Raw genomic sequence first — 23,291 nt, 5'->3', positions numbered from 1 at the left:
TGACATCCCTCCGGAATTCCGTAGAATGCCGCCTCACAGCAGGCACGTAGCTCAGTTGGTTAGAGCACCACCTTGACATGGTGGGGGTCGTTGGTTCGAGTCCAATCGCGCCTACCAAACAAAATCCGCTCTGCTGGGCGGTCTAGAAGGGCTCACCGAAAGGTGGGCCCTTTTTTGTTGCCTGCGATTTGCAAACTTTTGCAAAACTCTCACCACCCACAAAATTTATTGGTTCGCAGCAACAATTTTTCTTGTTGGACACCCCCGCCCGCAGGCAGCAAAGTTGCCGCCACTGACGCTCGACCTTCCGGGTCAACAATAAAAAACCGAGCCGACCGCACGCCACTTCTTGCTGTGAACCCCTTGTTCACATCCTGCTCCCATGGCGCCGCATCGCGCATTCCAAGGACCTTACCGTCATGCAAACTGTTGTGAACTTATGGCCGTTGATCGGCGTACTTGTGATCGTGGTTGGCTTTGTCTTGCGATTCAACCCTCTGTTGGTGGTCACCGCCGCCGCTATCGCCACCGGGCTTGCTGCCCATTTCCCACTGGAAAAAATCCTCGCCACCATGGGTGATGGCTTCCTTCAGACCCGTGCCCTGCAATTGATTCTGTTGTTGCCCCTGGCGGTCATCGGTCTGCTGGAGCGCCACGGATTGCGCCTGCATGCGCAGAACTGGATTGCACGGTTCGAACGCGCCACGGTCGGGCGGTTGTTGATCATCTATCTGTTTGTACGCGAATCCACCGCCGCCATGGGCTTGACCAGTCTGGGTGGGCACCCACAGATGGTGCGTCCGTTGCTCGCACCGATGGCCGAGGGTGCGGCGGAAAAACGCTACGGCAAGCTGCCGGACAAGCTGCGCCACAAGGTGTTGGCCATGTGCGCCGCGACGGATAACGTCGGACTATTTTTTGGCGAAGATATCTTTGTTGCCTTTGGCGCCATCGCGTTGATGCACACCTTCCTGCTCGGTTCCGGAATTGACGTGGAGCCTCTGCATATTGCGGTGTGGGGCATTCCTACGGCGATTTGCGCCTTCATCATTCACGCGATCCGTCTGCATCGGTTTGACCGAAGGCTCACTCGTGAGATGGCGCCTACCGCTACGCCAGTGGAGGCCGCGCAATGATTATTTCCATTCAATACCTGTACTGGCTGGCCGGCGTTCTGCTGCTGATCACCGCAGGCATGATCCTGATGGACCGCACTCATCCAAAGCGCTGGTCCAGTGCGTTGTTCTGGTTGCTGTTCGCTATTCCGTTCCTGATCGGTGAGCGCCTGCCATCGGTGGCAATCGGCGTTGGCGTCGTAGTGATGGCATTGATTGCCGGCATGGGCGGCGTCGGCCGTGGCAAGCATGCCGAACTGCATGACAAGGCCTCTCGCGCCAGTGCCGGTCGCCTGGGCCACAAGCTGTTCATTCCTGCGCTCGCCATCCCACTGACCACGGTCATTGGCTCGGTGCTGCTCAAGCACACCGAGATTGGCGGTGTGCCGCTGCTGGATCCGAAAAACACCACCTTCGTTTCCCTCGGTATCGGCTGCTTGATCGCACTTGGCCTGGCCTGCTGGCTCACCCGTGATACGCCGGTACAAGCCTTGCGCGAATCCCGCCGTCTCACTGAAGCCCTTGGCTGGGCGATGGTGCTTCCGCAAATGCTGGCGATGCTCGGCTTGCTGTTTAATGAGGCTGGGGTCGGTACGGCTGTTGCGCATGTCACCACCACCTACATCAACCTGGATTTCAAGTTGGTGGCAGTGATGGTCTATGTATTGGGCATGGCGTTGTTTACGGTGATCATGGGGAATGGTTTTGCGGCGTTCCCGGTGATGACGGGCGGTGTCGGCGTGCCGGTGCTGGTGGGTATCTACGGCGGGAATCCAGCGGTGATGGCGGCGATTGGCATGTTCTCCGGCTACTGCGGCACATTGATGACGCCGATGGCCGCCAACTTCAATATCGTGCCTGCTGCGTTGCTGGAACTGCCGGACAAGAACGCGGTGATCAAGGCTCAACTGCCCACGGCGTTGATGATGTTGGTGGTCAATATTGTGCTGCTCTACCTGTTGATGTGAGGCCAGGATGCAAATCGTATTGCTGACGGGCTTTGAGCCCTTTGATAAAGACTTGGTTAATCCGTCCTGGGAGGCTGTGCGCCAACTGGACGGCGTGCAGCTGGAGGCCGGTGTGCAGATTGTTGCCCGTCAATTGCCTTGCGCATTTGCCACGGCGGGTGGGGGCCTGACCCGCCTGATCGACGAATTGCATCCGGCGATGGTGATCGCCACTGGCCTGGGGCCCGGTCGTAGCGATATCTCCATCGAACGGGTAGCGATCAATCTCAACGATGCGCGTATCCCCGATAACCTGGGCGAGCAGCCTGTCGATACGCCGGTCCTGGCTGACGGCCCGGTGGCCTACTTCACGACGCTGCCGATCAAGGCGATGGTCAAGGCTGTGCGTGAAGCGGGAGTCGCGGCCTCGGTTTCGCAGACGGCGGGGACCTTTGTGTGTAACCAAGTTTTTTATCTATTGCAGCATGCTCTCGCTGGGTCGCAAGTGCGCAGTGGCTTTATTCATGTACCGTTTCTGCCGGAGCAGGTAACGGGGTCGCAGCGGCCTTCAATGGAGCTGGGTAAAATGGTTGCGGGATTGCAGGCGGCTGTACTGACGGCGTGGCAAACACCTGTGGATGTAGTGGAAGTGGGCGGGCAGGTCAGTTGACCGGCCCAGCGCTCCTCACATTGCAAACAATCGGGTGAGCCCGAAGGTGATGGCGCAAGCCAGGCCAGTCATTGCAAATGCGGTCGCCACGTACCACTTGATAAGGTTCAGTTCAGTGGTTGCCAAGTCTGCCTTGGAAGCAAAGTGCTTATCCATGGCGTCTGCCTTGCTCGAAACGGTGATCAGCTTCTCGTTCATTTCAGCCAGCCCCTTTTCCAGTAAACCTAATCGTAGTTCCATTCCCGAATCTCCCTTGTTTTTACCGTTGCCGGCTCTACCTTGAGCCCGTTGGGAGTAAGAGTAGTGTGGCTTTCGTCCAGGGGTAAGGGGCAAACCTTTGCAAAATAACACCGGGGGGCGGCTGCTCAGTCTTCCCGCTTCGGAAAGAACAAATCAAAACACGTCACCCCTGCCTCACTGCTCACGCTGTATTGCCCGTTATGCAACTGCATGATGGTCGCCACAATCGACAAGCCCAGCCCATTGGATTGCGCTGACCGTTCTCGTGATTCATCCACCCGGTAAAAACGTTCGAACAGTCGCGGCAGATGCTCGGCAGCGATGGTCTCGCCGTGGTTGCTGACGCTCAGATGAATGCCGCCGTTATTGGGAGTCGCCTGTATCACCAGCTCAGTGCTCGGCGCCCCATATTTGATGGCGTTGGCACACAGGTTCGCCAGGGCCCTGCGCAGTAGCATCGGCTCCGCCCAGATCACCCCGTCGCCTTCAGCACGAATGCTGATATCCATATCTCCCGCCAAGCCTTCAAAGTACTCGGCGATGCGTTCCACTTCATCGGCGGCGTTGAGTTCCTGACGCTGGCGCAGTGCGCTGGCCGGGTCGGTGCGCGCCAGGAACAGCATGTTGTCGAGCATCCGCGCCAGGCGTTCAAGCTCTTCGACATTGGAGGCCAGCAACTGCTGGTAGCTCTCGATGCTGCGGTGCTGTTGCAGGGCGACCTGGGTTTCTCCCAGTAGGTTATTGATGGGCGTGCGCAGTTCATGGGCCATGTCGGTAGACACTTGGCCCAGTTGGACAAAGCCCTTGGCCAGCCGCTCCAGCATGGTGTTGAACGAGTCAATCATCGGCAGCAGTTCTTTTGGCGCGCCATGGCTGTCGAGGCGTTCGGCGAGGTTGCCGACGCCTATGCCTTGGGCGTGCCGGGCCAGGCGACGTAACGGTACAAGTCCACGATGCACCAGCAGATAACCGGCCACCGCCAGGATGATTGCGGCGATGCTCGCCAGGATGTAAACGCTCAAGCGATAGCTGGCCAGCATGGCGGTGCGCTCGGTCATCAGGCGCCCCGTAGTGACTTGCAGGCTGCCCAGGTCGCCGGAGTCGATGGACGCGGCCACGGTCGCGAACGGCACACCGTTAATGCTGGGGAAGTGGTGCACATCAGCAAACGTCAGCTCGTGGTTCTTGGGCACCGGGGGAACGGAAGGCAGGTCGATGTTACCGGGATTGACCGTCAGCAATGGTTTTTGCCCAGGCGCGGCGATGCTCAGTACCGATTCACGGTTGCCCAGCATGTTTTGGAACAACTCCGGCTTGGTTTTGATCAGGTCGACCGTGTTGCTGTCATTGAGCAAGTTGCGCAGTTGGTCGACGCGGGAAATCAAGGCCGCATCGTCCCGCTTGATCAACTCTCGCTCCAGCTCGCGGTACAGCGCCACACCCAGGGTAGCAAGCAAGGCGAAGGCAAGCAGGGCGAAGATCAGCGCCAGACGCAGCGTCAGGGAATAGTGGCGACGTTTGTTCATGGCTGGGTATCGAAGCGGTAGCCGATACCGCGCACGCTGTGGATCAGCTTGAGCTGGAACGGGTCGTCGATTTTCAAGCGCAGGCGCCGCACGGCAACGTCGACCACATTGGTGTCGCTATCGAAGTTCATATCCCATACCCGCGACGCGATCAGTGAGCGCGACAGCACCTGGTCCTGGTGAGTTGCGAACAGGTGCAGCAGGGCGAACTCTTTATTGGTCAGGGTAATGCGCGTGCCGGCGCGGGACACGCGGCGCTTCAGTACGTCGATTTGCAGGTCGGCGATCTGCAGTTGTTCCTCGTCTCGGCTCGGGCCGCGACGGGTCAGGGTACGCAAGCGTGCCACCAGCTCGGCGAAGGAAAACGGCTTGATCAGATAATCATCAGCGCCCAGTTCGAGGCCCTTGATACGGTCGGCGATATCATCGCGGGCCGTCAGAAAAAGTACCGGTGTGTCGGCTTCCTTGCGCAGGCGGCGCAGCACTTCCCAGCCGTCCATTTTCGGCATCATCACATCCAGCACGATCACGTCGAACGGTGTTTCCAGGGCTTGGTGCAAGCCGTCCACGCCATCACGGGCGAGGCTGACGGAATAGCCCAGTTCCTGCAGGCCATTGAGCAGGTAATTGCCGGCCTTGGGTTCGTCTTCGACTACGAGGATGTTCATGGGAAATGCCCTGTCTCAATGCGTGGCGCAAGTGTAGCCCGATCAATTGTCACTGGCGCAACCGATGCCCTGCACTTGATAGTCCAACACGTGTTCGCGGCCTTGGCTGTCGAGGTAGTTGAGGCGTGCGGGGACGATGCCGCATTGGCCATAGGTGTCGGTGCTCGACAAGACTTTGGCCACGTCCAGATGGACGAAGAAGCCGGTTTTGTCGTGGATCACGGGTTCGGCGGCAAACACGGAGCCGGTAGCGAGCAAAGCGGCAAAGCCGAGGATAAACAGTTTCATGGCGGTATCTCTCTTAACGGGTTGGCTGCCAGGTCATGGCAGTGACTTCACAGTAACCAGGGGCCCCGAACAGCCAACCAACAGGATGATGACAAGTTTGTAATGCAAGGCTTAAGGCTGGCGGCCCGAGGCTTCGAGGATCAGATCCGTGATTTCCTTGGCGTGGGACACCAGTGATAAATGGCTCGATGGCAGCTCGATGGTGCTGGCGTTCATGCGCTTGGCGAGGAAGCGCTCTAGGTCCGGGTTGATGGTTTGGTCATTCGCTGACACCGCGTACCAGGATGGCTTGGTGTGCCAGGCGGCATTGACGGTGCGGCCGCTGAACAGGGTCTTGGTGATGGGTTGTTGCACGGCGTACAGTTCCATGGCCTTGGCGTGCGCCACATCGGCGGCGAAATACTTGAGGAAGGCGTCCTGGCTCAGGGTGAGGTAGCCGTCATGGTCTTCGACGCCGGCGCGCACCGGCATGGTTGGGTATTTGGCAGAGAGGGCGACGAAGTCTTCGTTGGCATCTGGAGCCCGGGCGGCCACGTAGACCAGCGAACTGACTTTCGGATTGACTCCGGCGTCGCTGACCACAGTGCCGGCGTAGGAGTGGCCGACCAGCACGGTAGGGCCGTCTTGTTGATCCAGTACGCGGTTGGTGGCGGCGACATCGTCGGCCACTGAGGTCAGCGGGTTCTGCACGGCAGTGACGTGCAGCCCGGCTGCCTGCAGGCGGGTAATCACCTCGGACCAGCTCGAGCCGTCAGCCCAGGAGCCATGTACCAGCACCACGTTATTGGCTTTGACCGGCGCGACGGTGCCGGCCATGGCAGTGCCGGTGCCCAGCATCAGCAGGCTGGCGGCGATCAGGCAGAGTTTGCTTGCAGGTTTCATGGGTGGACCCTTTTCATCAGTGGGAAGTGACGTCATCCGATGTGGGTGACTGACGGCTCCACTGTATGAAGTGAGGGTGCTGGCAAGACTTACAGCTTCATTACAAACCTGTAATGCAATCCAGGTTCCTAGCGTTTACAAGAGGCGAGGTGATCCGTAGATTGCATCGGGCCCGTCATTTGTTACCACCCCAGAGGAAGCCACGCAGTGTCCAACCGAGGTTCAGCCGTGTTCAACCGCCGTTACCGTGCCTTTCTGTTTGATATGGATGGGACGTTGCTCAACTCCATTGCTGCCGCGGAGCGCGTGTGGAGCATCTGGGCGCAGCGCCATGGTTTGGATGTGCCAGCGTTCTTGAAGACCATCCACGGTGCCCGCGCAATCGACACCATCACGCGCCAGGCATTGCCTGGGGTCGATCCTGAGGTCGAGTCACAGTGGATCACCGAGGCGGAAATCAATGACGTGCAAGGCGTTGTCGCGATTCCCGGTGCTGTCACGTTCCTGAACAACCTGCCGGGCGATCAATGGGCGCTGGTAACGTCGGCCCCCAGGGAGTTGGCGCTGCGTCGCCTGCAGGCGGCGGGTATAACGCCGCCGGCGGTGTTGGTCACCGCCGAAGATGTTGCCGTCGGCAAGCCAGACCCCGCCTGTTACGTGCTGGGGGCACAACGCCTGGGCGTACCTGTGCAGGACTGCCTGGTGTTTGAAGATGCAGCGGTAGGCATTCGTGCGGGAGAGGCAGCAGGGGCGGATGTGATGGTGGTGACGTCGACGCATCACGCGCCCATGCTCACCGAGCATCCTTCCATCGAGGGGTACGAGCAGCTGAGGGTGCAGTGCGACGCGGACAGTTTGCTGTACTTGCAGAGCGGAGCAGCCTGAAACCCCTGCGCTGCGACTATGCGCGTCCTCGCCAGATCATGTTGTGGTCCTGCGAGCTGGCACGACATCAGCGTGTCGCTTGCCGGCACAACCTGCGTTGAACGGCTTTCTGGATAGGTTTGAGGCAAAACAGGAACAAGTAGCCGCCGAGCAGCAGCGTCAGGTCCAGCCAGGAGCGGGGGGCGTCGTTATCGGGGCCTTCAATTAAATACCTCAGGCCATAGGCCAGCCCCACGAAAACCAACCCTATCAAAAGAGCGATCATCCAGGACCTGTAGGCAAAGGGTGGTGCGGTCATAGGCCTCATCGTCGTGCTCCAGAATGCACACGGATGGCTGAGTGTCAGTCAGAAGATTCGGCCGTGAATGAAACAACAAGTTCCAGGCGTGAAGACAGTTTCATCTTTCCATGAAGATGAACACATTGGCGCCGTCAGTCACGCAACAACGATCAGAGCAGTCCGAAGAAGTTTTCGCCAGCCGTTACAGTAAACGAAAAGGCTGGCTACTGAGGGCGCTTCAAGGCGTCTGGTTTTTATCCGGGGCAGTCAGGCCGGCCTGGATGCGCTGGTAGATCTCCTCGCGATGCACGGCAACATCCTTGGGTGCGTTGATGCCGATTCGTACTTGCTGGCCGCTTACGCCCAGAATGGTGATCGTGATGTCATCACCGATGTTTATGCTTTCACCAACTTTGCGGGTGAGTATAAGCATGGACTTCTCCTTGATTACTTTTAAGGACACATGTTTCAGACAGGGCAGGTGTCGGATGTGTGTAGCTTACTGCTAAGCGCTTCCCTGTGACTGCCTCTTTTAGGACGCATAGAGGCGACATTAATTCCCATGGCGGCATCATACAGGTCTGCGATACATGATTCGCATTGTTTAAGCCAACGTTTATGACGGCCAGAATAGACAGTGAATGATAAAGTCGCCTCTTTATCTTTGAAGGAGCAGGGCAGTGCGTAAAGTAGCGATGGCAATTGCGGTGTTGGCATTGGCCGGTTGTGGTGAAGGCAAAAGCGTCGAGGCGCCCAAGCCCAAGCCTGCCGTGACCGAGAGCCAACCCCAGACCGGAGCGATTGCCGCCCAGGAATGGGACGTGTGGGTCGGCCCGCCGGACCACAAGTTGCAGGCGATCACCGACCTTACAGCCTGGCTGCTGGAGCATGGTTTCAATTTTTACATCGTGAAAGTGGATGGCAAGGACGAAGTCCTGCTGGGACCGTTCGCAACCAAGGCGGAAGCCGAGGCCAAACAGACCCTGCTCAACGAGAAAATGGCCCGTGCCAAGAAAACCGACACCGTGTCAGAGGTCATCGAGCACAAGGCCGCCCAGTAAAGACAGAGTGGGCGGGAGTACCGCCCACGTTCAACCGCAGGCTTTGAGATTCACCGGCCCGACGAACTCATTGCCGCGTCCCATCACGCAGGCCACGGTCTGGTTGCGTTGACGCTCCCAGGTTTGCACCGGGTAGGTCTTGTTCCAGGCTTCGTACAGTTGGCGGTCCTGTTTCGACAGGCGCAACCCGTACTGCTTGCTCATGTAGAAATACGTGCGGGCGATCATTCCCCGAATGGAGGGGCGCGGCATGACCTTCTTGGCCTTGAAATCCACCTGGGTCAGGCAGGAGCCGTACTGCCCGCTTTGCACTGGCAGCCAACCAAAACTGAAGTTGTTACGGTCACCATTGACCTCGCCGATGCTCGGCACCAGGTTGTGCAGGTCGGCTTCGGCACGCTTGAACACGTCGTCACGGCGTGTGCAGTTTTTGCGCCCACCGTCCTGCCAGCACTGGCGCTGATGCCCGATCTGCCAGGCCGGAACGATATGTTCCCACTCAATGCGCGCGGCGCGGTTGGCGTTTTTGCGTGGTACGTAGCCGCAGGCCTTCAAGTCCACACGGTTGCCGGTGTACTTGCAGCCGCAATAAAACTCGGTGGATTGTGGGGCGTAGAGCTTCCAGGCGACTTTCTTGGCTTCGCTGAAGGTTCGGGGCGCCTGGGCGTGAGCGGTGACGGCAAAAAACAGGCAACACACCGCGATAAAACGAACACTCATTGAATCAATCTTCCTTCGGCACAACCCAGAAAATCTGCACGCCACCATCGTCCCGATAGGCGAGGGTGACGTTGTCGTTCTCGGCGATTTCCTCCAGCAAGCGCGCCCATTCATCCTCTGGCTCGTCCGGCAAACGGAAGATCAACGCCGCCTTGGCTTTCTGGGCATTGGTCGAATTGATGATCTTTTGTACGCGAACGGCGAGGCGTGTGTAGGCATCGGGTGGGGTTGGCGCTGCGGAAGAGGACTTTGCCACGGAGTGTTCCTTAATAAGCTGTACGCACATACAGTATTTAACTGTAGGCGTTTTCGCAACTACTTAGATTTCAAGAAGTCCGTCTGACAGCAAATCGGGTAATTTGGCGTAGGGCGAAGGGGTTTTAAACGAGGGGGAGAGCAGGAGCGGATAGAACCGCCCCTGCCGAGGTGTTACCGGGAATCAATATTCCCAGAACATCCGTTGCAGCTCTTTGCTGTCCTGGGTCTTGGTCAGGGCGACCATCGCCAGGATGCGGGCTTTCTGTGGGTTCAGGTCATGTGCAGCCACCCAGTCGTACTTGTCGTCCGGTTGTTCGGCGTTACGCAGAACGAAACCACCGGCATTCACGTGGGAAGAACGGATGATCTGAACGCCTTGCTTGCGCAGTTCCTGCAGGGCAGGCACGACCTTGGAAGACACCGAGCCATTACCAGTGCCGGCATGGATGATGGCTTTCGCGCCAGCTTGGGCCAGGGCTTTGACCGCAGTGTCGCTCACGTTGCCATAGCCATAGGCGATTTCAACGTCAGGCAGGCTCTTGATGCTTTTGATGTCGAATTCCGAATCCATGGTGTGACGCTTGGCTGGCAAGCGGAACCAGTAGGATTTGCCTTCAACCACCATGCCCAGCGGGCCCCATGGGCTCTTGAACGCCTCGGTCTTGATATTGATCATCTTGCTGACGTCGCGACCCGACTGGATCTCGTCGTTCATGGTGACCAGCACGCCTTTGCCGCGCGCGTCTTTGCTGCCTGCCACGGCCACGGCGTTGTACAGGTTAAGCATGCCGTCTGCCGACATGGCGGTGCCTGGGCGCATGGAACCGACCACCACGATGGGCTTGTCGGTTTTTTCCACCAGGTTCAGGAAGTAGGCGGTTTCTTCCAGGGTGTCAGTACCGTGGGTGATCACGATGCCGTCCACGTCCTTGCTGTCGGCCAGTTCGGCGACGCGGCGACCCAGTTGCAGCAGGTTTTCATTGTTGATGCTTTCGGACGCAATTTGCATCACTTGCTCGCCGCGCACATTGGCGATCTGGCTAAGCTCAGGAACACCGGCAATCAATTGCTCGATACCGACTTTGGCCGCCTGGTAGGTGGCACTGTTGGCCGCACTGGCGCCAGCGCCGGCAATGGTGCCGCCGGTGGCGAGGATCACTACGTTGGACAGTTTGGTCTTGGATTCAACTTCCTTTGCCTGGGCGGCAAGGGGGAACAGCAGCAGGAAGGCTAACGCGCCCGGAACAAAGTTCTTCAGTGCAGATTTCATTATTTTTCTCTCTGGTTTTTGATGAGTGCTGTAGCAGGTTCATCTAGAACACCCGGGCGGTTCTGAATGCCACGAGGTGATGGGGTAGAGCAGGATCTGTACCAGGCTGATTGTGTTCGAGGTTATAAAATAACCTATTGATTTATAACAGTTTAATTTGAATTTTGATGAGTTGTGGGTAGGTGGGCGTCCGGCTTTCCGAACATCGGACCTTATTGCGTTCGGTTGTCCGAAAAAGTTGAGCGCCGACCCTTGGGGTTTGCATGAATAATGCGCCACAGACTGTCGTTTTAGAGAACGACCGGCAGCGTGCGATGTTTAACGGTGTCTATCGTCAGGCGCGAGGGAGGAGGTGGATGAAAGGCTGTTTTCAACCGTTGACAAATCTCGACAAGGTTCTCATAGTTTGAATAACGCAAACGTTTGCGAGATGTTTCACGGGGTGCTCCCTGAGTATCGTGACAGCTCGTATCAGCCACCCGGGTGGGAGGGCTGCCGAAGCGATCTTCGGTGCAAGCGTTGCTCACAATAATCATAAGATCGGAGTGAACCCATGAAGCTGCCATTTGCTGGACGCCTTCTTGCTGTCGCTGTGCTTGCCGCCGCATCCGCTGCCCTGCCTCTCTCCTCTGCATTTGCCGATGACGCTGCCAAACCCAAGGTTGGCCTGGTCATGAAATCCCTCGCCAACGAATTCTTCGTCACCATGCAAGACGGTGCCAAGACGTACCAGAAAGAACACGCCGCCGATTTCGACATGATCACCAACGGGATCAAGAACGAAACCGATACCAGCGCGCAGATCGATATCGTCAACCAGATGATCCTCGCCAAGGTCAATGCCATCGTCATCGCACCCGCCGATTCCAAGGCGCTGGTCACCGTGCTGAAGAAGGCTTCGGATGCCGGTATCAAAGTCGTCAACATCGACAACCGCCTGGACCCGGACGTGCTCAAAAGCAAAAACCTCGATATTCCGTTCGTAGGCCCGGACAACCGCAAAGGCTCCAAGCTGGTGGGCGACTACCTGGCCAAGCAACTGGCTTCGGGTGACAAGGTCGGCATCATCGAAGGCGTGCCGACGACCACCAACGCCCAGCAACGTACCGCAGGCTACAAGGATGCGATGGACGCTGCCGGCATGAAGATCGTCTCCACTCAATCGGGCAACTGGGAAATCGACCAGGGCCAGAAGGTCGCTTCCGCCATGTTGAGTGAATATCCGGACCTCAAGGCGCTGTTGGCCGGTAACGACAACATGGCCCTCGGCGCCGTCTCCGCCGTGCGTGCGGCAGGCAAGGCTGGCAAAGTGCTGGTCGTGGGCTACGACAACATCGAAGCCATCAAGCCGATGCTGCAAGACGGCCGCGTACTCGCGACCGCTGACCAGGCAGCTGCCCAGCAAGCTGTGTTCGGTATCCAGAACGCGCTCAAGCTGGTCAAGGGTGAGAAAGTCGACTCCAAGGACGGCGTGATCGAAACCCCGGTCGAACTCGTCCTCAAGAAGTAATCCTGGCAGTACCCAACAGCGCTCGCTCGTCCTGAGCGGGCGCCTGGAGATTTTCCTATGTCATCTTCCGCCCCGAACGCTGTCCTCTCGGTCAGCGGTATCGGCAAGACCTATGCCCAGCCGGTTCTGTCCGACATCACCCTGACGCTCAATCGCGGGGAAGTGCTGGCGCTGACCGGTGAGAACGGCGCAGGCAAAAGCACCTTGTCGAAGATCATCGGCGGGCTGGTCACGCCGACCACCGGGCACATGCAGTTCAATGGCCAGGACTACCGCCCCGGCAGCCGCACCCAGGCCGAAGAGCTGGGCGTGCGCATGGTCATGCAGGAACTCAACCTGCTGCCGACGCTGACCGTCGCCGAAAACCTGTTCCTGGATAACCTGCCCAGCCACTGTGGCTGGATCAGCCGCAAGCAACTGCGCAAGGCTGCGATCGAGGCCATGGCCCAGGTCGGCCTGGATGCTATCGACCCGGATACTCTGGTCGGCAGCCTGGGCATTGGCCATCAGCAAATGGTCGAGATCGCCCGTAACCTGATCGGCGACTGCCATGTACTGATCCTCGACGAACCCACGGCCATGCTCACCGCCCGTGAAGTCGAGATGCTGTTTGAACAAATCACCCGCCTGCAGGCCCGGGGCGTGGCGATCATCTACATTTCACACCGGCTGGAAGAGCTGGCCCGTGTGGCCCAACGCATTGCGGTATTGCGCGACGGCAAGCTGGTCTGTGTCGAGCCGATGGCCAACTACAACAGTGAGCAATTGGTCACCTTGATGGTCGGTCGCGAGCTGGGCGAACACATCGACCTGGGCCCGCGCACCATTGGCGGCCCGGCCCTGACGGTGAAAGGCCTGACCCGCTCGGACAAGGTCCGCGATGTGTCCTTTGAAGTGCGTGCGGGCGAGATCTACGGCATTTCCGGCCTGATCGGTGCCGGTCGTACTGAACTGTTGCGCCTGATCTTCGGTGCTGACCTGGCCGACAGCGGCACCGTGGCGCTCGGCTCGCCGGCCCAGGTGGTGAGCATTCGCTCGCCGGTGGATGCGGTGGGCCACGGCATTGCCCTGATCACCGAGGACCGCAAGGGCGAAGGCTTGCTGCTGACTCAGTCCATCAGCGCCAATATCGCGCTGGGTAACATGCCGGAAATTTCCGGCGGTGGCGTGGTCAACAGCCGCAATGAAACCGCATTGGCCAAGCGCCAGATCGATGCCATGCGCATCCGCAGTTCCAGCCCGGCGCAGTTGGTTTCCGAGTTGTCCGGTGGTAACCAGCAGAAGGTGGTGATTGGCCGGTGGCTGGAGCGCGATTGCTCGGTGATGTTGTTCGATGAGCCGACCCGTGGCATCGACGTCGGTGCCAAATTCGATATTTATGCCTTGCTGGGCGAATTGACCCGCCAGGGCAAAGCGCTGGTGGTGGTGTCCAGCGACCTGCGTGAACTCATGCTGATTTGCGACCGCATCGGTGTGTTGTCCGCCGGGCGCTTGATCGAGACCTTCGAGCGCGACAGCTGGACCCAGGACGAATTGCTCGCCGCCGCCTTTGCCGGCTATCAAAAACGTGATGCGCTGCTCAATGACGCAGTGCTTAGGGATACCCCATGAAAACCACAACTTCCCCCGGCAAGACTGGCGGCAACTTCTACGGCCTGGGCACCTACCTGGGCCTGGCGGGCGCCTTGCTGGCGATGATCGCGCTGTTCTCGGTGCTCAGCGACCACTTCCTGTCCTACGACACCTTCAGCACGTTGGCCAACCAGATTCCGGACCTGATGGTGCTGGCGGTCGGCATGACCTTTATCCTGATCATCGGCGGCATCGACCTGTCGGTGGGCTCGGTGCTGGCCCTGGCGGCGTCGGCCGTCAGCGTGGCGATTCTTGGCTGGGGCTGGAGCGTATTGCCGGCCGCCTTGCTGGGCATGGGTTGTGCGGCATTGGCCGGTACAATTACCGGCTCGATCACCGTGGCCTGGCGCATTCCGTCATTTATCGTGTCCCTCGGTGTGCTGGAAATGGCCCGTGGCGTGGCGTACCAGATGACTGGCTCGCGCACCGCCTACATCGGTGATTCATTTGCCTGGCTGTCCAACCCGATTGCCTTTGGCATCTCGCCGTCGTTCATCATTGCCTTGCTGGTGATTATCGCCGCGCAGCTTGTATTGACGCGTACCGTGTTTGGTCGTTATCTGATCGGTATCGGCACCAACGAAGAGGCCGTACGCCTGGCGGGGATCAATCCCAAGCCCTACAAGATTCTGGTGTTCAGCCTTATGGGCCTGCTGGCTGGTGTGGCCGCACTGTTCCAGATTTCGCGCCTGGAAGCCGCGGACCCGAATGCGGGCTCCGGTCTGGAGCTGCAAGTGATCGCCGCAGTGGTGATCGGCGGCACCAGCCTGATGGGCGGGCGCGGCTCGGTGATCAGTACCTTTTTTGGTGTATTGATTATTTCGGTATTGGCCGCCGGCCTGGCGCAGATCGGTGCCACGGAGCCCACGAAACGCATCATTACCGGTGCCGTGATCGTGATTGCCGTGGTCCTCGATACCTACCGCAGCCAGCGCGCCAGTCGGCGAGGCTGAGCCATGGCAACGATCAAGGATGTGGCGGCGCTTGCAGGTATTTCCTACACCACGGTGTCCCATGTGGTGAACAAGACGCGCCCGGTCAGCGAGCCGGTACGTATCAAGGTCGAAGCGGCGATCAAACAGCTCGACTACGTGCCCAGCGCCGTCGCGCGTTCGCTCAAGGCCAAGACCACGGCCACCATCGGTTTGCTGGTGCCCAACAGTCTCAACCCGTATTTCGCGGAATTGGCCCGAGGTATCGAGGATTACTGTGAGCGTAATGGCTACTGCGTGATTCTTTGCAATTCCGACGACAACGCCGAAAAACAGCGCAACTATTTGCGCGTGTTGTTGGAAAAACGCATCGACGGCTTGATCGTGACCTCGGTGGGCGGCGACGACAGCGGTCTTGCCGCCGGTTTGAGCGCGGTGCGTACGCCCATGGTGATTGTTGACCGGGCGCTGGATGGCATTGACGTGGACCTGGTGCGTATCGACCATGAGGAGGGCGCCTACCTGGCGACCCGGCACTTGCTCGAACTGGGCCACCGAGACATCGCCTGCATCGGTGGTCCGGCCCATACTCGTGTCGCGCAGATGCGTCTGGCGGGGTATCACCGCGCGCTGCATGAGGCTGGCGTGGCAGTGGCAGACAATCGCACCCAGGAAAGCGACTTCACCAGCACAGGCGGGTATGCCGCCGCTGTCCAGTTATTGGCGCACAATCCGCCCAGCGCGATTTTTGCCAGCAACGACATGATCGGTTTCGGCGTGTTGCGCGCAGCAGCCGAGCGCAATATCCGCGTGCCGGGCGAGCTGTCAGTGATCGGTTTCGATGACATTCAAATGGGCCGTTACGTCTACCCGGCATTGACGACGGTCGGGCAGTCGATCGTGCAACTGGGCGAGACGGCGGCCGAGCTGTTACTGCGAAGAATTGCGACACCCCACATGCCGATCGATCAACGCATCGTGACGCCGAGCATTGTATTGCGTGAGTCGACGGCGCCCGTCGCCGGTACATTCGCCCAATACCGCTGAACCGAATTGATGAGTACTGATGTATGCCAGCAAAAGTAGTGGTAGTAGGCAGCTTGAACATGGACCTGGTGACCCGCGCCAGCCGGCTGCCGCGTGCCGGTGAAACGCTCATCGGGCAGACATTTTCCACCGTGCCTGGCGGGAAGGGCGCGAACCAGGCGGTCGCTTCGGCGCGGCTGGGCGCTGAGGTTTCGATGATCGGCTGTGTGGGCACGGACGCCTATGGCACCCAATTGCGTGACGCATTGCTGGTGGAAGGCATTGATTGTCAGGCCGTCAGTACGGTGGAGGGCTCCAGTGGCGTGGCCTTGATCGTGGTGGATGACAGCAGCCAGAACGCGATTGTGATCGTGGCCGGCAGTAACGGCGAACTGACGCCTGCCTCGTTGCAGGCGTTTGACGCGGTGTTGCAAGCGGCCGACGTGATCGTCTGCCAACTGGAAGTGCCGATGAATTCGGTGGGCTACACCCTCCAGCGCGGCCGTGAGCTAGGCAAGACGGTGATCCTAAATCCAGCTCCGGCCAGCGGTCCATTGCCGGCTGAGTGGTACGCGTCGATCGACTACCTCATTCCCAATGAAAGCGAAGCCACGGCACTGAGCGGCGTGACGGTCGACTCGATTGACAGCGCCAAGGTGGCAGCGACCCAACTGATCCAGGCCGGAGCCGGTAAAGTGATCATCACCCTGGGATCCCAGGGCGCGTTGTTTACCGACGGCCAGCGCTTCGAGCACCTGCAGGCGCCGAAGGTCAAGGCGGTCGACACCACGGCTGCGGGCGACACCTTTGTCGGCGGTTTCGCCGCGGCACTGGCCAACGGCAAAAGCGAGGCTGAGGCCATCCGTTTTGGCCAGGTCGCTGCAGCGTTGTCAGTCACCCGTGCCGGCGCGCAACCCTCTATTCCAACGCTGCACGACGTACAAGGTTTTGTGCCCTCATGAAAAAGACACCTCTGCTTAATATCGCCCTGTCGCGTGTCATCGCTTCGCTGGGGCATGGCGACATTCTGGTGATTGGCGATGCAGGTCTGCCGGTGCCGCCCGGCGTCGAGCTGATTGACCTGGCGTTGACCCAGGGCATCCCGGATTTCATCAGCACCTTGCGTATCGTGCTCAGTGAAATGCAGGTGGAGAGTCATGTGCTGGCCGAAGAAATCCTGCTCAAGCAACCGCCGGCGCTGGCCGAACTCAACACGCTCACAGAACAGGCCGCACTCGGTGAGCGGCGGCTGGTCAGCCATGAAGAATTCAAGCAGCTCAGCCGCAAGGCGCGCGCCGTGGTGCGCACCGGCGAATGCCAGCCTTACTGCAATATCGCGCTGGTATCCGGCGTAACGTTCTAGCGTTCCCAACGACAAGGAGTGTTTTATGCAACGTGGTCTCCCAACCCTGAAAAACCTGTTCCGGAGTGTTCTGCTTTTGTCCGCACTCACTGCTGCAAGCGTCCAGGCGGCGGAAAAGATCGACCTGATCATCGACACTGACCCCGGCGCCGATGATGTGGTGGCCTTGCTGTTCGCCATGGCTTCCCCGGATGAGCTGAACATCCGCGCGCTGACTACCGTCGCCGGTAACGTGCGCCTGGACAAAACCTCTCGCAACGCACGCCTGGCCCGCGAGTGGGCAGGGCGCGAGGAAATCCCAGTGTATGCCGGTGCGCCAGCCCCGCTGCTGCGCACGCCGATCTACGCCGAGAACATCCATGGCAAGGAAGGTATTTCCGGTGTCACCGTACATGAGCCCAAGAAGGGTCTGGCGGACGGCAATGCCGTTGACTACCTGATCAAGACCCTGAGCACCGCCAAGCCGCACAGCATCACCATCGCCATGCTTGGCCCGCAGACCAACCTGGCACTGGCACTGACCCAGGCACCAGAAATCACCCAAGGCATCAAGGAAGTGGTGGTGATGGGCGGTGCACACTTCAATGGCGGCAATATCACCCCGGTGGCGGAATTCAACCTGTTCGCCGACCCGGTGGCCGCCGAGATTGTGCTCAAGAGTGGTGTCAAGCTGACCTACCTGCCGCTGGATGTCACCCACAAGGTGTTGACCAGCGAAGCACGCCTGAAAAAGATCGCTGACATCAAGAACAACGCGAGCAAGGTGGTGGGCGATATTCTTAACGAATACGTCAAGGGCGACATGGAGCACTACGGTATCCCTGGCGGCCCGGTGCATGACGCAACCGTTATCGCCTACCTGCTCAAGCCTTCGTTGTTCAGTGGGCGTCAGGCCAATATGGTGGTGGATAGCCGTGAAGGTCCAACCTTCGGCCAGACCATCGTCGATTGGTACGACGGCCTGAAGCAGCAAAAGAATGTGTTCTGGGTTGAGAATGGCGACGCCCAGGGCTTCTTCGATCTGCTGACCGAGCGCCTGGCACGGCTGAAGTAATGGCTTTACCGGTCGGCGCTCGCCGGCCGGTTCTTATTCGCGCTCGGGGTCGTGTGCCCCCATGTGATCGGCCGGGTATTTCTCGAATATCTGGCCGATGAACGCTTGCGCCGCCTGCGTGCCCAGTTCCTTGACCAGCAGGTCGATACCAATGATTGCCAATTCCTCGGGGCTGCCGGGGCTGTAGGAGCTTTGCCCTTGGGGCCACTTGGCTTTGATGTCGGCTTGGAGCGTTACGGTGGTCATGACGGTCTCGCGAGGCTAAAAGTACTGGGCAGTGCGCTGGAACGCGGTTCTTACCGGGCCAGTTAACCATTTTGTATCGCGTTTGGCACTGATACTTAGGCATGAGGCGATTCGGAATGACGGCAGCGCTGTGCGACACTGTCGGCCTGTTTAATTGCCGGGGACACCACGTGCAGATCGATTTGAACAACCCCGAGAACCTGACATTGGCCAATGTGCGCCAATTGCTCGCCAGTGCCAGCGACGACGAACATACCCAGTTGCGGGTGACCAAGGCTGGAATCGCTTATATCTCCTCTGGGAAGCTTGTAGGCGGTGTAGAGATCGACGACCTGCTGTTTCGTCTGGAGACTTGGGCAAAAGGCTCAGGATACGTGGGAAATGTGGCTGCCAGTGACGAAGTCTGGGTCACCCAGATTTTCAATGCGCTGAAACAGAATTGGCCGACGCCGGAATTTGACTACATCGATATCTACTGATTTCGTTCATATCTGGTCACGATTGAGCGGGCGATTGCCTGTCGAGAGTCAGGCAGACTTCCCAGGCGGCGGTTTACGTCTTGAAACCAATCCGCCCAATCGCTGTCGCACGATCTCTGTCCATTTTTTATCATAGGAGGCTTCATGCCTTGGAAGCTCGCATCATTCGGTACTTTGTTGGCAGCACTCGCGTTGGCGGGTTGCAGCACCCCGGGTGCCTCTGAGCCAGCCAAAGACGCCGCCGTGGCCGATGCCGGTCATAGCCGCTGTGAGTCGAAGGCCGCCGAATTCACCATCGGCCAGAAAGCTTCGCCCCAGTTGCTGGAGCAGGCGCGTACCCGTGCCGGTGCGCAGAACGCACGCATCCTCAAGCCGAACGACATGATCACCCTGGAGTATCGCTCCGACCGCTTGAACCTGAACACTGACGACAACCTGGTGATCACGCGAGTCAATTGCGGCTAAGTCGCTCCAGGCTTTTGCAGCGCCCATAAAAAACCCCGTCACATGGACGGGGTTTTTTTTAGCTCAGCGGAGAATTACTCGCCGCGAACCTGTGCAGCTTGCATACCCTTTTGGCCTTTCTCAGCCACGAAGGAAACGGTTTGGCCTTCTTTCAGGCTTTTGAAACCGTCGCTTTCGATAGCTTTGAAGTGTACGAACAGGTCGTCACCGCCACCTTGAGGAGTGATGAAGCCGAAGCCTTTTTCATCGTTGAACCATTTAACGGTGCCGGTTTGGCGATTAGACATGGTGTATCTCCAAGAAACATATATTTTCAGTAGTGCTGTGCTGCTCAGGCCAACTGGGCACACCGGGCTATCATAGTCGAAATGTTCGGCTTGGGAGCCCCCCCAAGGCATTGTTTGCTAATCAATAGCGTTGCGTTTAGTGCCTTGGTCGGCTGAAAGCCCCGATTTACGGGGCTTAAGCTCGAAATATCAGCTGGTAAAAAAAGCCGTAAAACCTGTGTAATTTGTGAGAAATGGCAGTTTTCGGGCCATTTTTCCGGCAAAACAGCTGTGTGATCAGCCGCAAATCTTACTTTTTCTTCACGACTTTGCAGGACGAAATAGCCGCGACGGCTTTGTTTTTAAGCTCCGGGCTGGCGTTCTGGTTCGTCATGAGTTCTTTGATTTCGGCAGTGCTCAGTTCAGCGTTGATCTTGTCTGCGCCACATTCGCAATGGGCTTTGGCAGTTTTGACGTCTACGTTCTGGCTGGCGGCGGCGCTGCAGTCGCTGACAAAACTGTCGCGAGCACCGGCTGGCCAGTTCGACGGGGCAGCAGCTTGTGCACCCAGGGAGAGGAGGGTCAGGGAAGCGGCGAGAGCGAGGGTAGAGGTAAAACGCATCATGAGGATGCTCCTTTGGGTCGAGGACGAACGGCGATTCTCGGAGGGTTTGAGGGCTGGCGTACAGCCCAAGTTCACTTTTGCAGCTATAAAGGGCGGAATTTGTATTTACGCAAGATAGCGGCGGCACGATGACCGTTCATCTGTGCTAGCATCTTCGGCCTGGCTATTTCCAGGCGCGCCCATTGCCGCCTTGCCATGTTCTTTTTAGCTCACTCCAGTCACTCTGGTTCGATTATCGGTTGGCCGAAAGGCTCCTGCCGCTGTAAGGCAGGCGTTCATCACTGAACGGCCTGGTATTGGATCTTGTACTGGCTCATCCCAACCCACGTGACCTTTGGTAGGGGTCACCACTAGGAGAGGAGGCGCCATGCCAACTATTACTCTTCCCGACGGCAGTCAACGTTCATTCGATCATTCGGTTTCCGTAGCCGAAGTCGCCGCATCCATTGGTGCAGGCCTGGCCAAGGCCACCGTGGCCGGCAAGGTCGACGGCAAGCTCGTCGACGCCAGCGACCTGATCACCAGCGATGCCAGCCTGCAAATCATCACGCCCAAGGATCAAGAGGGGCTGGAGATCATTCGCCACTCTTGCGCGCACTTGATTGGCCACGCGGTCAAGCAACTGTATCCCACTGCGAAAATGGTGATCGGCCCGGTCATCGAAGAAGGCTTCTATTACGACATCGCCTATGAGCGTCCTTTTACTCCGGACGACTTGGCTGCGATCGAACAGCGCATGCACCAGCTGATCGAAAAAGACTACGACGTGATCAAGAAAGTCACGCCGCGCGCCGAAGTCATCGACGTGTTCACCGCCCGTGGCGAAGACTACAAGCTGCGCCTGGTGGAAGACATGCCGGAAGAGCAGGCCATGGGCCTGTACTACCACGAAGAATATGTCGACATGTGCCGTGGCCCGCACGTGCCGAATACGCGCTTCCTCAAATCGTTCAAGCTGACCAAGCTGTCCGGCGCCTACTGGCGTGGCGACGCGAAGAACGAGCAACTGCAGCGGATCTACGGCACCGCCTGGGCTGACAAGAAGCAGCTGGCGGCCTACATCCAGCGCATCGAAGAAGCCGAAAAGCGCGACCACCGCAAGATCGGCAAGCGCCTGAACCTGTTCCACCTCCAGGAAGAAGCGCCGGGTATGGTGTTCTGGCACTCGAACGGTTGGACCCTGTACCAGGTGCTCGAGCAGTACATGCGCAAGGTTCAGCGTGAGAACGGCTACCTGGAGATCAAGACGCCCCAGGTTGTTGACCGTAGCCTCTGGGAGAAATCCGGGCACTGGGCCAACTACGCCGACAACATGTTCACCACCCAGTCGGAAAACCGCGACTACGCCATCAAGCCGATGAACTGCCCGTGCCACGTGCAGGTGTTCAACCAAGGCCTGAAGAGCTACCGCGAGTTGCCGATGCGCCTGGCTGAGTTCGGTGCCTGCCACCGTAACGAGCCATCGGGTGCGCTGCACGGCATCATGCGTGTGCGTGGTTTCACCCAGGATGACGCCCACATCTTCTGCACCGAAGAGCAGATGCAGGCCGAATCCGCCGCGTTCATCAAGCTGACCATGGATGTTTATCGCGATTTCGGCTTTACCGAAGTCGAGATGAAACTGTCCACTCGTCCGGAAAAACGCGTTGGCTCCGACGAACTGTGGGATCGCGCCGAAGCTGCACTGGCCGCTGCGCTCGACAGTGCGGGCCTTGCGTACGATCTGCAGCCGGGCGAAGGCGCGTTCTACGGTCCGAAGATCGAGTTCTCGCTGAAAGATTGCCTTGGCCGCGTCTGGCAGTGTGGTACCCTGCAGCTCGATTTTAACCTGCCGATCCGTCTGGGCGCCGAATACGTGTCCGAAGACAACAGCCGTAAACACCCGGTTATGCTGCACCGGGCGATCCTCGGCTCGTTCGAACGGTTCGTCGGGATCCTGATCGAGCACTACGAGGGTGCATTCCCTGCGTGGTTGGCTCCGACCCAGGCAGTGATCATGAATATCACTGATAAACAGGCAGATTTTGCCGCCGAAGTTGAAAAAACTCTCAACGAAAGCGGGTTTCGTGCCAAGTCCGACTTGAGAAATGAAAAGATCGGCTTTAAAATCCGCGAGCATACTTTGCTCAAGGTTCCCTATCTTTTGGTTATCGGAGATCGGGAAGTCGAGATGCAGACTGTCGCTGTGCGTACTCGTGAAGGTGCTGACCTGGGCTCGATGCCCGTCGCCCAGTTCGCTGAGTTCCTCGCGCAAGCGGTTTCCCGGCGTGGTCGCCCAGATTCGGAGTAATTATTATTAAGCGTGAAATGAGACAAGATAAACGAGCTGCACCGAAAGCCCCGATCAACGAGAATATCTCGGCACGCGAGGTTCGGTTAATTGGCGCTGACGGCGAGCAGATTGGCATCGTCTCGATTGATGAAGCGCTTCGTATCGCTGAAGAGTCCAAATTGGACCTGGTGGAAATCTCCGCCGACGCAGTCCCGCCTGTTTGCCGGGTGATGGACTACGGCAAGTCGATCTTCGAAAAGAAGAAGCAGATTGCTGCGGCGAAGAAGAACCAGAAGCAGATTCAAGTAAAAGAAATCAAGTTTCGTCCAGGGACGGAGGAAGGGGATTACCAGGTAAAACTGCGCAACCTGGTACGTTTCCTGAGTGATGGGGACAGGGCCAAGGTATCCTTGCGATTCCGCGGCCGTGAGATGGCCCACCAGGAGCTGGGCATGGAACTCCTCAAGCGGGTTGAAGCTGACCTGCTGGAGTACGGTTCCGTTGAACAGCATCCTAAGATGGAAGGACGCCAGCTGATCATGGTCATCGCCCCGAAAAAGAAGAAGTAATCAACAGGGCACGGCAGGCCTTCTGATTATGTTTATCAACTG

General features: G+C 58.5%; 29 protein-coding genes and 1 tRNA gene. 17 read left to right on the top strand and 13 right to left on the bottom strand.

Annotated features, from left to right (window positions below; all coding sequences use genetic code 11):
- The first annotated feature begins 40 nt into the window (after positions 1 to 40).
- The 4 genes from HX823_RS22100 (at position 41) to pcp (ending at position 2,732) form a co-directional block, all read left to right on the top strand.
- Positions 41 to 117: transfer RNA gene (locus HX823_RS22100), tRNA-Val, on the top strand.
- A 302-nt stretch (positions 118 to 419) separates the two neighbouring features.
- Positions 420 to 1,136 carry a DUF969 domain-containing protein gene (locus tag HX823_RS22095; RefSeq protein ID WP_177076689.1) on the top strand — a complete coding sequence of 239 codons (717 nt, stop codon included), beginning with the start codon at positions 420 to 422 and terminating at the stop codon, positions 1,134 to 1,136.
- Positions 1,133 to 2,083 (top strand): DUF979 domain-containing protein, encoded by a 951-nt coding sequence (locus HX823_RS22090; protein ID WP_177076687.1) that lies wholly within the window; start codon positions 1,133 to 1,135, stop codon positions 2,081 to 2,083. The genes HX823_RS22095 and HX823_RS22090 overlap by 4 nt, the downstream gene beginning before the upstream one ends.
- 7 nt (positions 2,084 to 2,090) lie before the next feature.
- On the top strand, positions 2,091 to 2,732 hold the full coding sequence (gene pcp, locus HX823_RS22085; RefSeq protein ID WP_177076685.1) for a pyroglutamyl-peptidase I: 642 nt from the start codon (positions 2,091 to 2,093) through the stop codon (positions 2,730 to 2,732).
- Between the two features lie 15 nt (positions 2,733 to 2,747).
- On the opposite strand, the gene HX823_RS22080 is transcribed toward pcp, so the two are convergent.
- The 5 genes from HX823_RS22080 to HX823_RS22060 form a co-directional block, all read right to left on the bottom strand.
- Positions 2,748 to 2,972 carry a hypothetical protein gene (locus tag HX823_RS22080; protein ID WP_033901738.1) on the bottom strand — a complete coding sequence of 75 codons (225 nt, stop codon included), beginning with the start codon at positions 2,970 to 2,972 and terminating at the stop codon, positions 2,748 to 2,750.
- Between the two features lie 125 nt (positions 2,973 to 3,097).
- The gene (locus HX823_RS22075; protein ID WP_177076683.1) at positions 3,098 to 4,498 is read right to left on the bottom strand and encodes a heavy metal sensor histidine kinase; all 1,401 of its coding nucleotides are present in this window, start codon (positions 4,496 to 4,498) and stop codon (positions 3,098 to 3,100) included.
- A complete protein-coding gene (locus tag HX823_RS22070) occupies positions 4,495 to 5,166 on the bottom strand; it encodes a heavy metal response regulator transcription factor (RefSeq protein WP_038845621.1) in 672 nt (223 codons plus the stop codon). The genes HX823_RS22075 and HX823_RS22070 overlap by 4 nt, the downstream gene beginning before the upstream one ends.
- A 42-nt stretch (positions 5,167 to 5,208) precedes the next feature.
- The gene (locus tag HX823_RS22065) at positions 5,209 to 5,454 is read right to left on the bottom strand and encodes a DUF2790 domain-containing protein (RefSeq protein WP_038845623.1); all 246 of its coding nucleotides are present in this window, start codon (positions 5,452 to 5,454) and stop codon (positions 5,209 to 5,211) included.
- 111 nt (positions 5,455 to 5,565) lie between these two features.
- Positions 5,566 to 6,336, bottom strand: coding sequence for an alpha/beta fold hydrolase (locus HX823_RS22060; RefSeq protein ID WP_177076681.1), 771 nt, complete (start codon positions 6,334 to 6,336; stop codon positions 5,566 to 5,568).
- A 207-nt stretch (positions 6,337 to 6,543) separates the two neighbouring features.
- Between HX823_RS22060 and HX823_RS22055 the strand changes: the two genes are divergently transcribed.
- Positions 6,544 to 7,221, top strand: coding sequence for an HAD family hydrolase (locus tag HX823_RS22055; RefSeq protein WP_038845626.1), 678 nt, complete (start codon positions 6,544 to 6,546; stop codon positions 7,219 to 7,221).
- 67 nt (positions 7,222 to 7,288) lie between these two features.
- Here HX823_RS22055 and HX823_RS22050 read toward each other — a convergent pair whose 3' ends face one another.
- A complete protein-coding gene (locus HX823_RS22050; protein ID WP_038845627.1) occupies positions 7,289 to 7,528 on the bottom strand; it encodes a hypothetical protein in 240 nt (79 codons plus the stop codon).
- A gap of 211 nt (positions 7,529 to 7,739) precedes the next feature.
- Complete coding sequence (gene csrA, locus HX823_RS22045) at positions 7,740 to 7,934, bottom strand: carbon storage regulator CsrA (protein ID WP_003192511.1); 195 nt, start codon at positions 7,932 to 7,934, stop codon at positions 7,740 to 7,742.
- Positions 7,935 to 8,196: 262 nt separating this feature from the next.
- On the opposite strand from csrA, the gene HX823_RS22040 reads away from it, so the two are divergent.
- Entirely contained in the window at positions 8,197 to 8,562 is a 366-nt protein-coding gene (locus HX823_RS22040; protein WP_038845629.1) for a hypothetical protein, read from the top strand.
- A gap of 30 nt (positions 8,563 to 8,592) precedes the next feature.
- On the opposite strand, the gene HX823_RS22035 is transcribed toward HX823_RS22040, so the two are convergent.
- From HX823_RS22035 to HX823_RS22025, 3 genes are all read right to left on the bottom strand, one after another.
- The gene (locus HX823_RS22035; protein WP_038845632.1) at positions 8,593 to 9,282 is read right to left on the bottom strand and encodes an endonuclease; all 690 of its coding nucleotides are present in this window, start codon (positions 9,280 to 9,282) and stop codon (positions 8,593 to 8,595) included.
- Positions 9,283 to 9,286: 4 nt separating this feature from the next.
- Positions 9,287 to 9,538: a DUF1654 domain-containing protein gene (locus HX823_RS22030; RefSeq protein ID WP_038845635.1), complete on the bottom strand. Its 252-nt coding sequence runs from the start codon at positions 9,536 to 9,538 to the stop codon at positions 9,287 to 9,289.
- A gap of 183 nt (positions 9,539 to 9,721) precedes the next feature.
- On the bottom strand, positions 9,722 to 10,810 hold the full coding sequence (locus HX823_RS22025; protein ID WP_177076679.1) for an asparaginase: 1,089 nt from the start codon (positions 10,808 to 10,810) through the stop codon (positions 9,722 to 9,724).
- 553 nt (positions 10,811 to 11,363) lie between these two features.
- On the opposite strand from HX823_RS22025, the gene HX823_RS22020 reads away from it, so the two are divergent.
- Genes HX823_RS22020 through HX823_RS21990 form a run of 7 tightly spaced genes read left to right on the top strand, consistent with a single transcriptional unit; the run spans position 11,364 to position 18,327 of the window.
- Entirely contained in the window at positions 11,364 to 12,320 is a 957-nt protein-coding gene (locus HX823_RS22020) for a sugar ABC transporter substrate-binding protein (RefSeq protein ID WP_010209103.1), read from the top strand.
- Positions 12,321 to 12,377: 57 nt separating this feature from the next.
- Positions 12,378 to 13,931 carry a sugar ABC transporter ATP-binding protein gene (locus HX823_RS22015; RefSeq protein WP_016978156.1) on the top strand — a complete coding sequence of 518 codons (1,554 nt, stop codon included), beginning with the start codon at positions 12,378 to 12,380 and terminating at the stop codon, positions 13,929 to 13,931.
- Complete coding sequence (locus HX823_RS22010) at positions 13,928 to 14,905, top strand: ABC transporter permease (RefSeq protein ID WP_016978155.1); 978 nt, start codon at positions 13,928 to 13,930, stop codon at positions 14,903 to 14,905. The genes HX823_RS22015 and HX823_RS22010 overlap by 4 nt, the downstream gene beginning before the upstream one ends.
- A gap of 3 nt (positions 14,906 to 14,908) precedes the next feature.
- A complete protein-coding gene (locus tag HX823_RS22005) occupies positions 14,909 to 15,931 on the top strand; it encodes a LacI family DNA-binding transcriptional regulator (RefSeq protein WP_038845641.1) in 1,023 nt (340 codons plus the stop codon).
- Positions 15,932 to 15,954: 23 nt separating this feature from the next.
- Positions 15,955 to 16,872 (top strand): ribokinase, encoded by a 918-nt coding sequence (gene rbsK / locus HX823_RS22000; RefSeq protein WP_177076677.1) that lies wholly within the window; start codon positions 15,955 to 15,957, stop codon positions 16,870 to 16,872.
- The gene (gene rbsD, locus HX823_RS21995; protein ID WP_016978152.1) at positions 16,869 to 17,273 is read left to right on the top strand and encodes a D-ribose pyranase; all 405 of its coding nucleotides are present in this window, start codon (positions 16,869 to 16,871) and stop codon (positions 17,271 to 17,273) included. The genes rbsK and rbsD overlap by 4 nt, the downstream gene beginning before the upstream one ends.
- Before the next feature lie 25 nt (positions 17,274 to 17,298).
- Positions 17,299 to 18,327, top strand: a complete 1,029-nt coding sequence (locus HX823_RS21990; RefSeq protein WP_177076675.1) for a nucleoside hydrolase — start codon at positions 17,299 to 17,301, stop codon at positions 18,325 to 18,327.
- Positions 18,328 to 18,360: 33 nt separating this feature from the next.
- On the opposite strand, the gene HX823_RS21985 is transcribed toward HX823_RS21990, so the two are convergent.
- Positions 18,361 to 18,573, bottom strand: a complete 213-nt coding sequence (locus tag HX823_RS21985) for a hypothetical protein (protein WP_010209115.1) — start codon at positions 18,571 to 18,573, stop codon at positions 18,361 to 18,363.
- Between the two features lie 170 nt (positions 18,574 to 18,743).
- Here HX823_RS21985 and HX823_RS21980 point away from each other — a divergent pair, with 170 nt between their 5' ends.
- Positions 18,744 to 19,052: a hypothetical protein gene (locus tag HX823_RS21980; protein ID WP_038845714.1), complete on the top strand. Its 309-nt coding sequence runs from the start codon at positions 18,744 to 18,746 to the stop codon at positions 19,050 to 19,052.
- Between the two features lie 144 nt (positions 19,053 to 19,196).
- The gene (locus HX823_RS21975; protein ID WP_025857833.1) at positions 19,197 to 19,517 is read left to right on the top strand and encodes an I78 family peptidase inhibitor; all 321 of its coding nucleotides are present in this window, start codon (positions 19,197 to 19,199) and stop codon (positions 19,515 to 19,517) included.
- A 74-nt stretch (positions 19,518 to 19,591) separates the two neighbouring features.
- On the opposite strand, the gene HX823_RS21970 is transcribed toward HX823_RS21975, so the two are convergent.
- Entirely contained in the window at positions 19,592 to 19,804 is a 213-nt protein-coding gene (locus HX823_RS21970) for a cold-shock protein (protein WP_003234260.1), read from the bottom strand.
- A gap of 289 nt (positions 19,805 to 20,093) precedes the next feature.
- Complete coding sequence (locus HX823_RS21965) at positions 20,094 to 20,408, bottom strand: hypothetical protein (RefSeq protein ID WP_016978147.1); 315 nt, start codon at positions 20,406 to 20,408, stop codon at positions 20,094 to 20,096.
- Positions 20,409 to 20,775: 367 nt separating this feature from the next.
- On the opposite strand from HX823_RS21965, the gene thrS reads away from it, so the two are divergent.
- Both thrS and infC read left to right on the top strand, forming a co-directional pair.
- Positions 20,776 to 22,698 carry a threonine--tRNA ligase gene (thrS, locus tag HX823_RS21960; RefSeq protein ID WP_177076673.1) on the top strand — a complete coding sequence of 641 codons (1,923 nt, stop codon included), beginning with the start codon at positions 20,776 to 20,778 and terminating at the stop codon, positions 22,696 to 22,698.
- On the top strand, positions 22,698 to 23,249 hold the full coding sequence (gene infC / locus HX823_RS21955) for a translation initiation factor IF-3 (RefSeq protein WP_169850653.1): 552 nt from the start codon (positions 22,698 to 22,700) through the stop codon (positions 23,247 to 23,249). Before thrS ends, infC begins: the two co-directional genes overlap by 1 nt.
- The last annotated feature ends 42 nt before the right edge of the window (positions 23,250 to 23,291 follow it).

The sequence above is a fragment of the Pseudomonas sp. P7759 genome (assembly GCF_013386445.1).
GTDB classification, from domain to species: domain Bacteria; phylum Pseudomonadota; class Gammaproteobacteria; order Pseudomonadales; family Pseudomonadaceae; genus Aquipseudomonas; species Aquipseudomonas azotoformans_A.
This window is presented reverse-complemented; position numbering and strand designations above follow the sequence as displayed.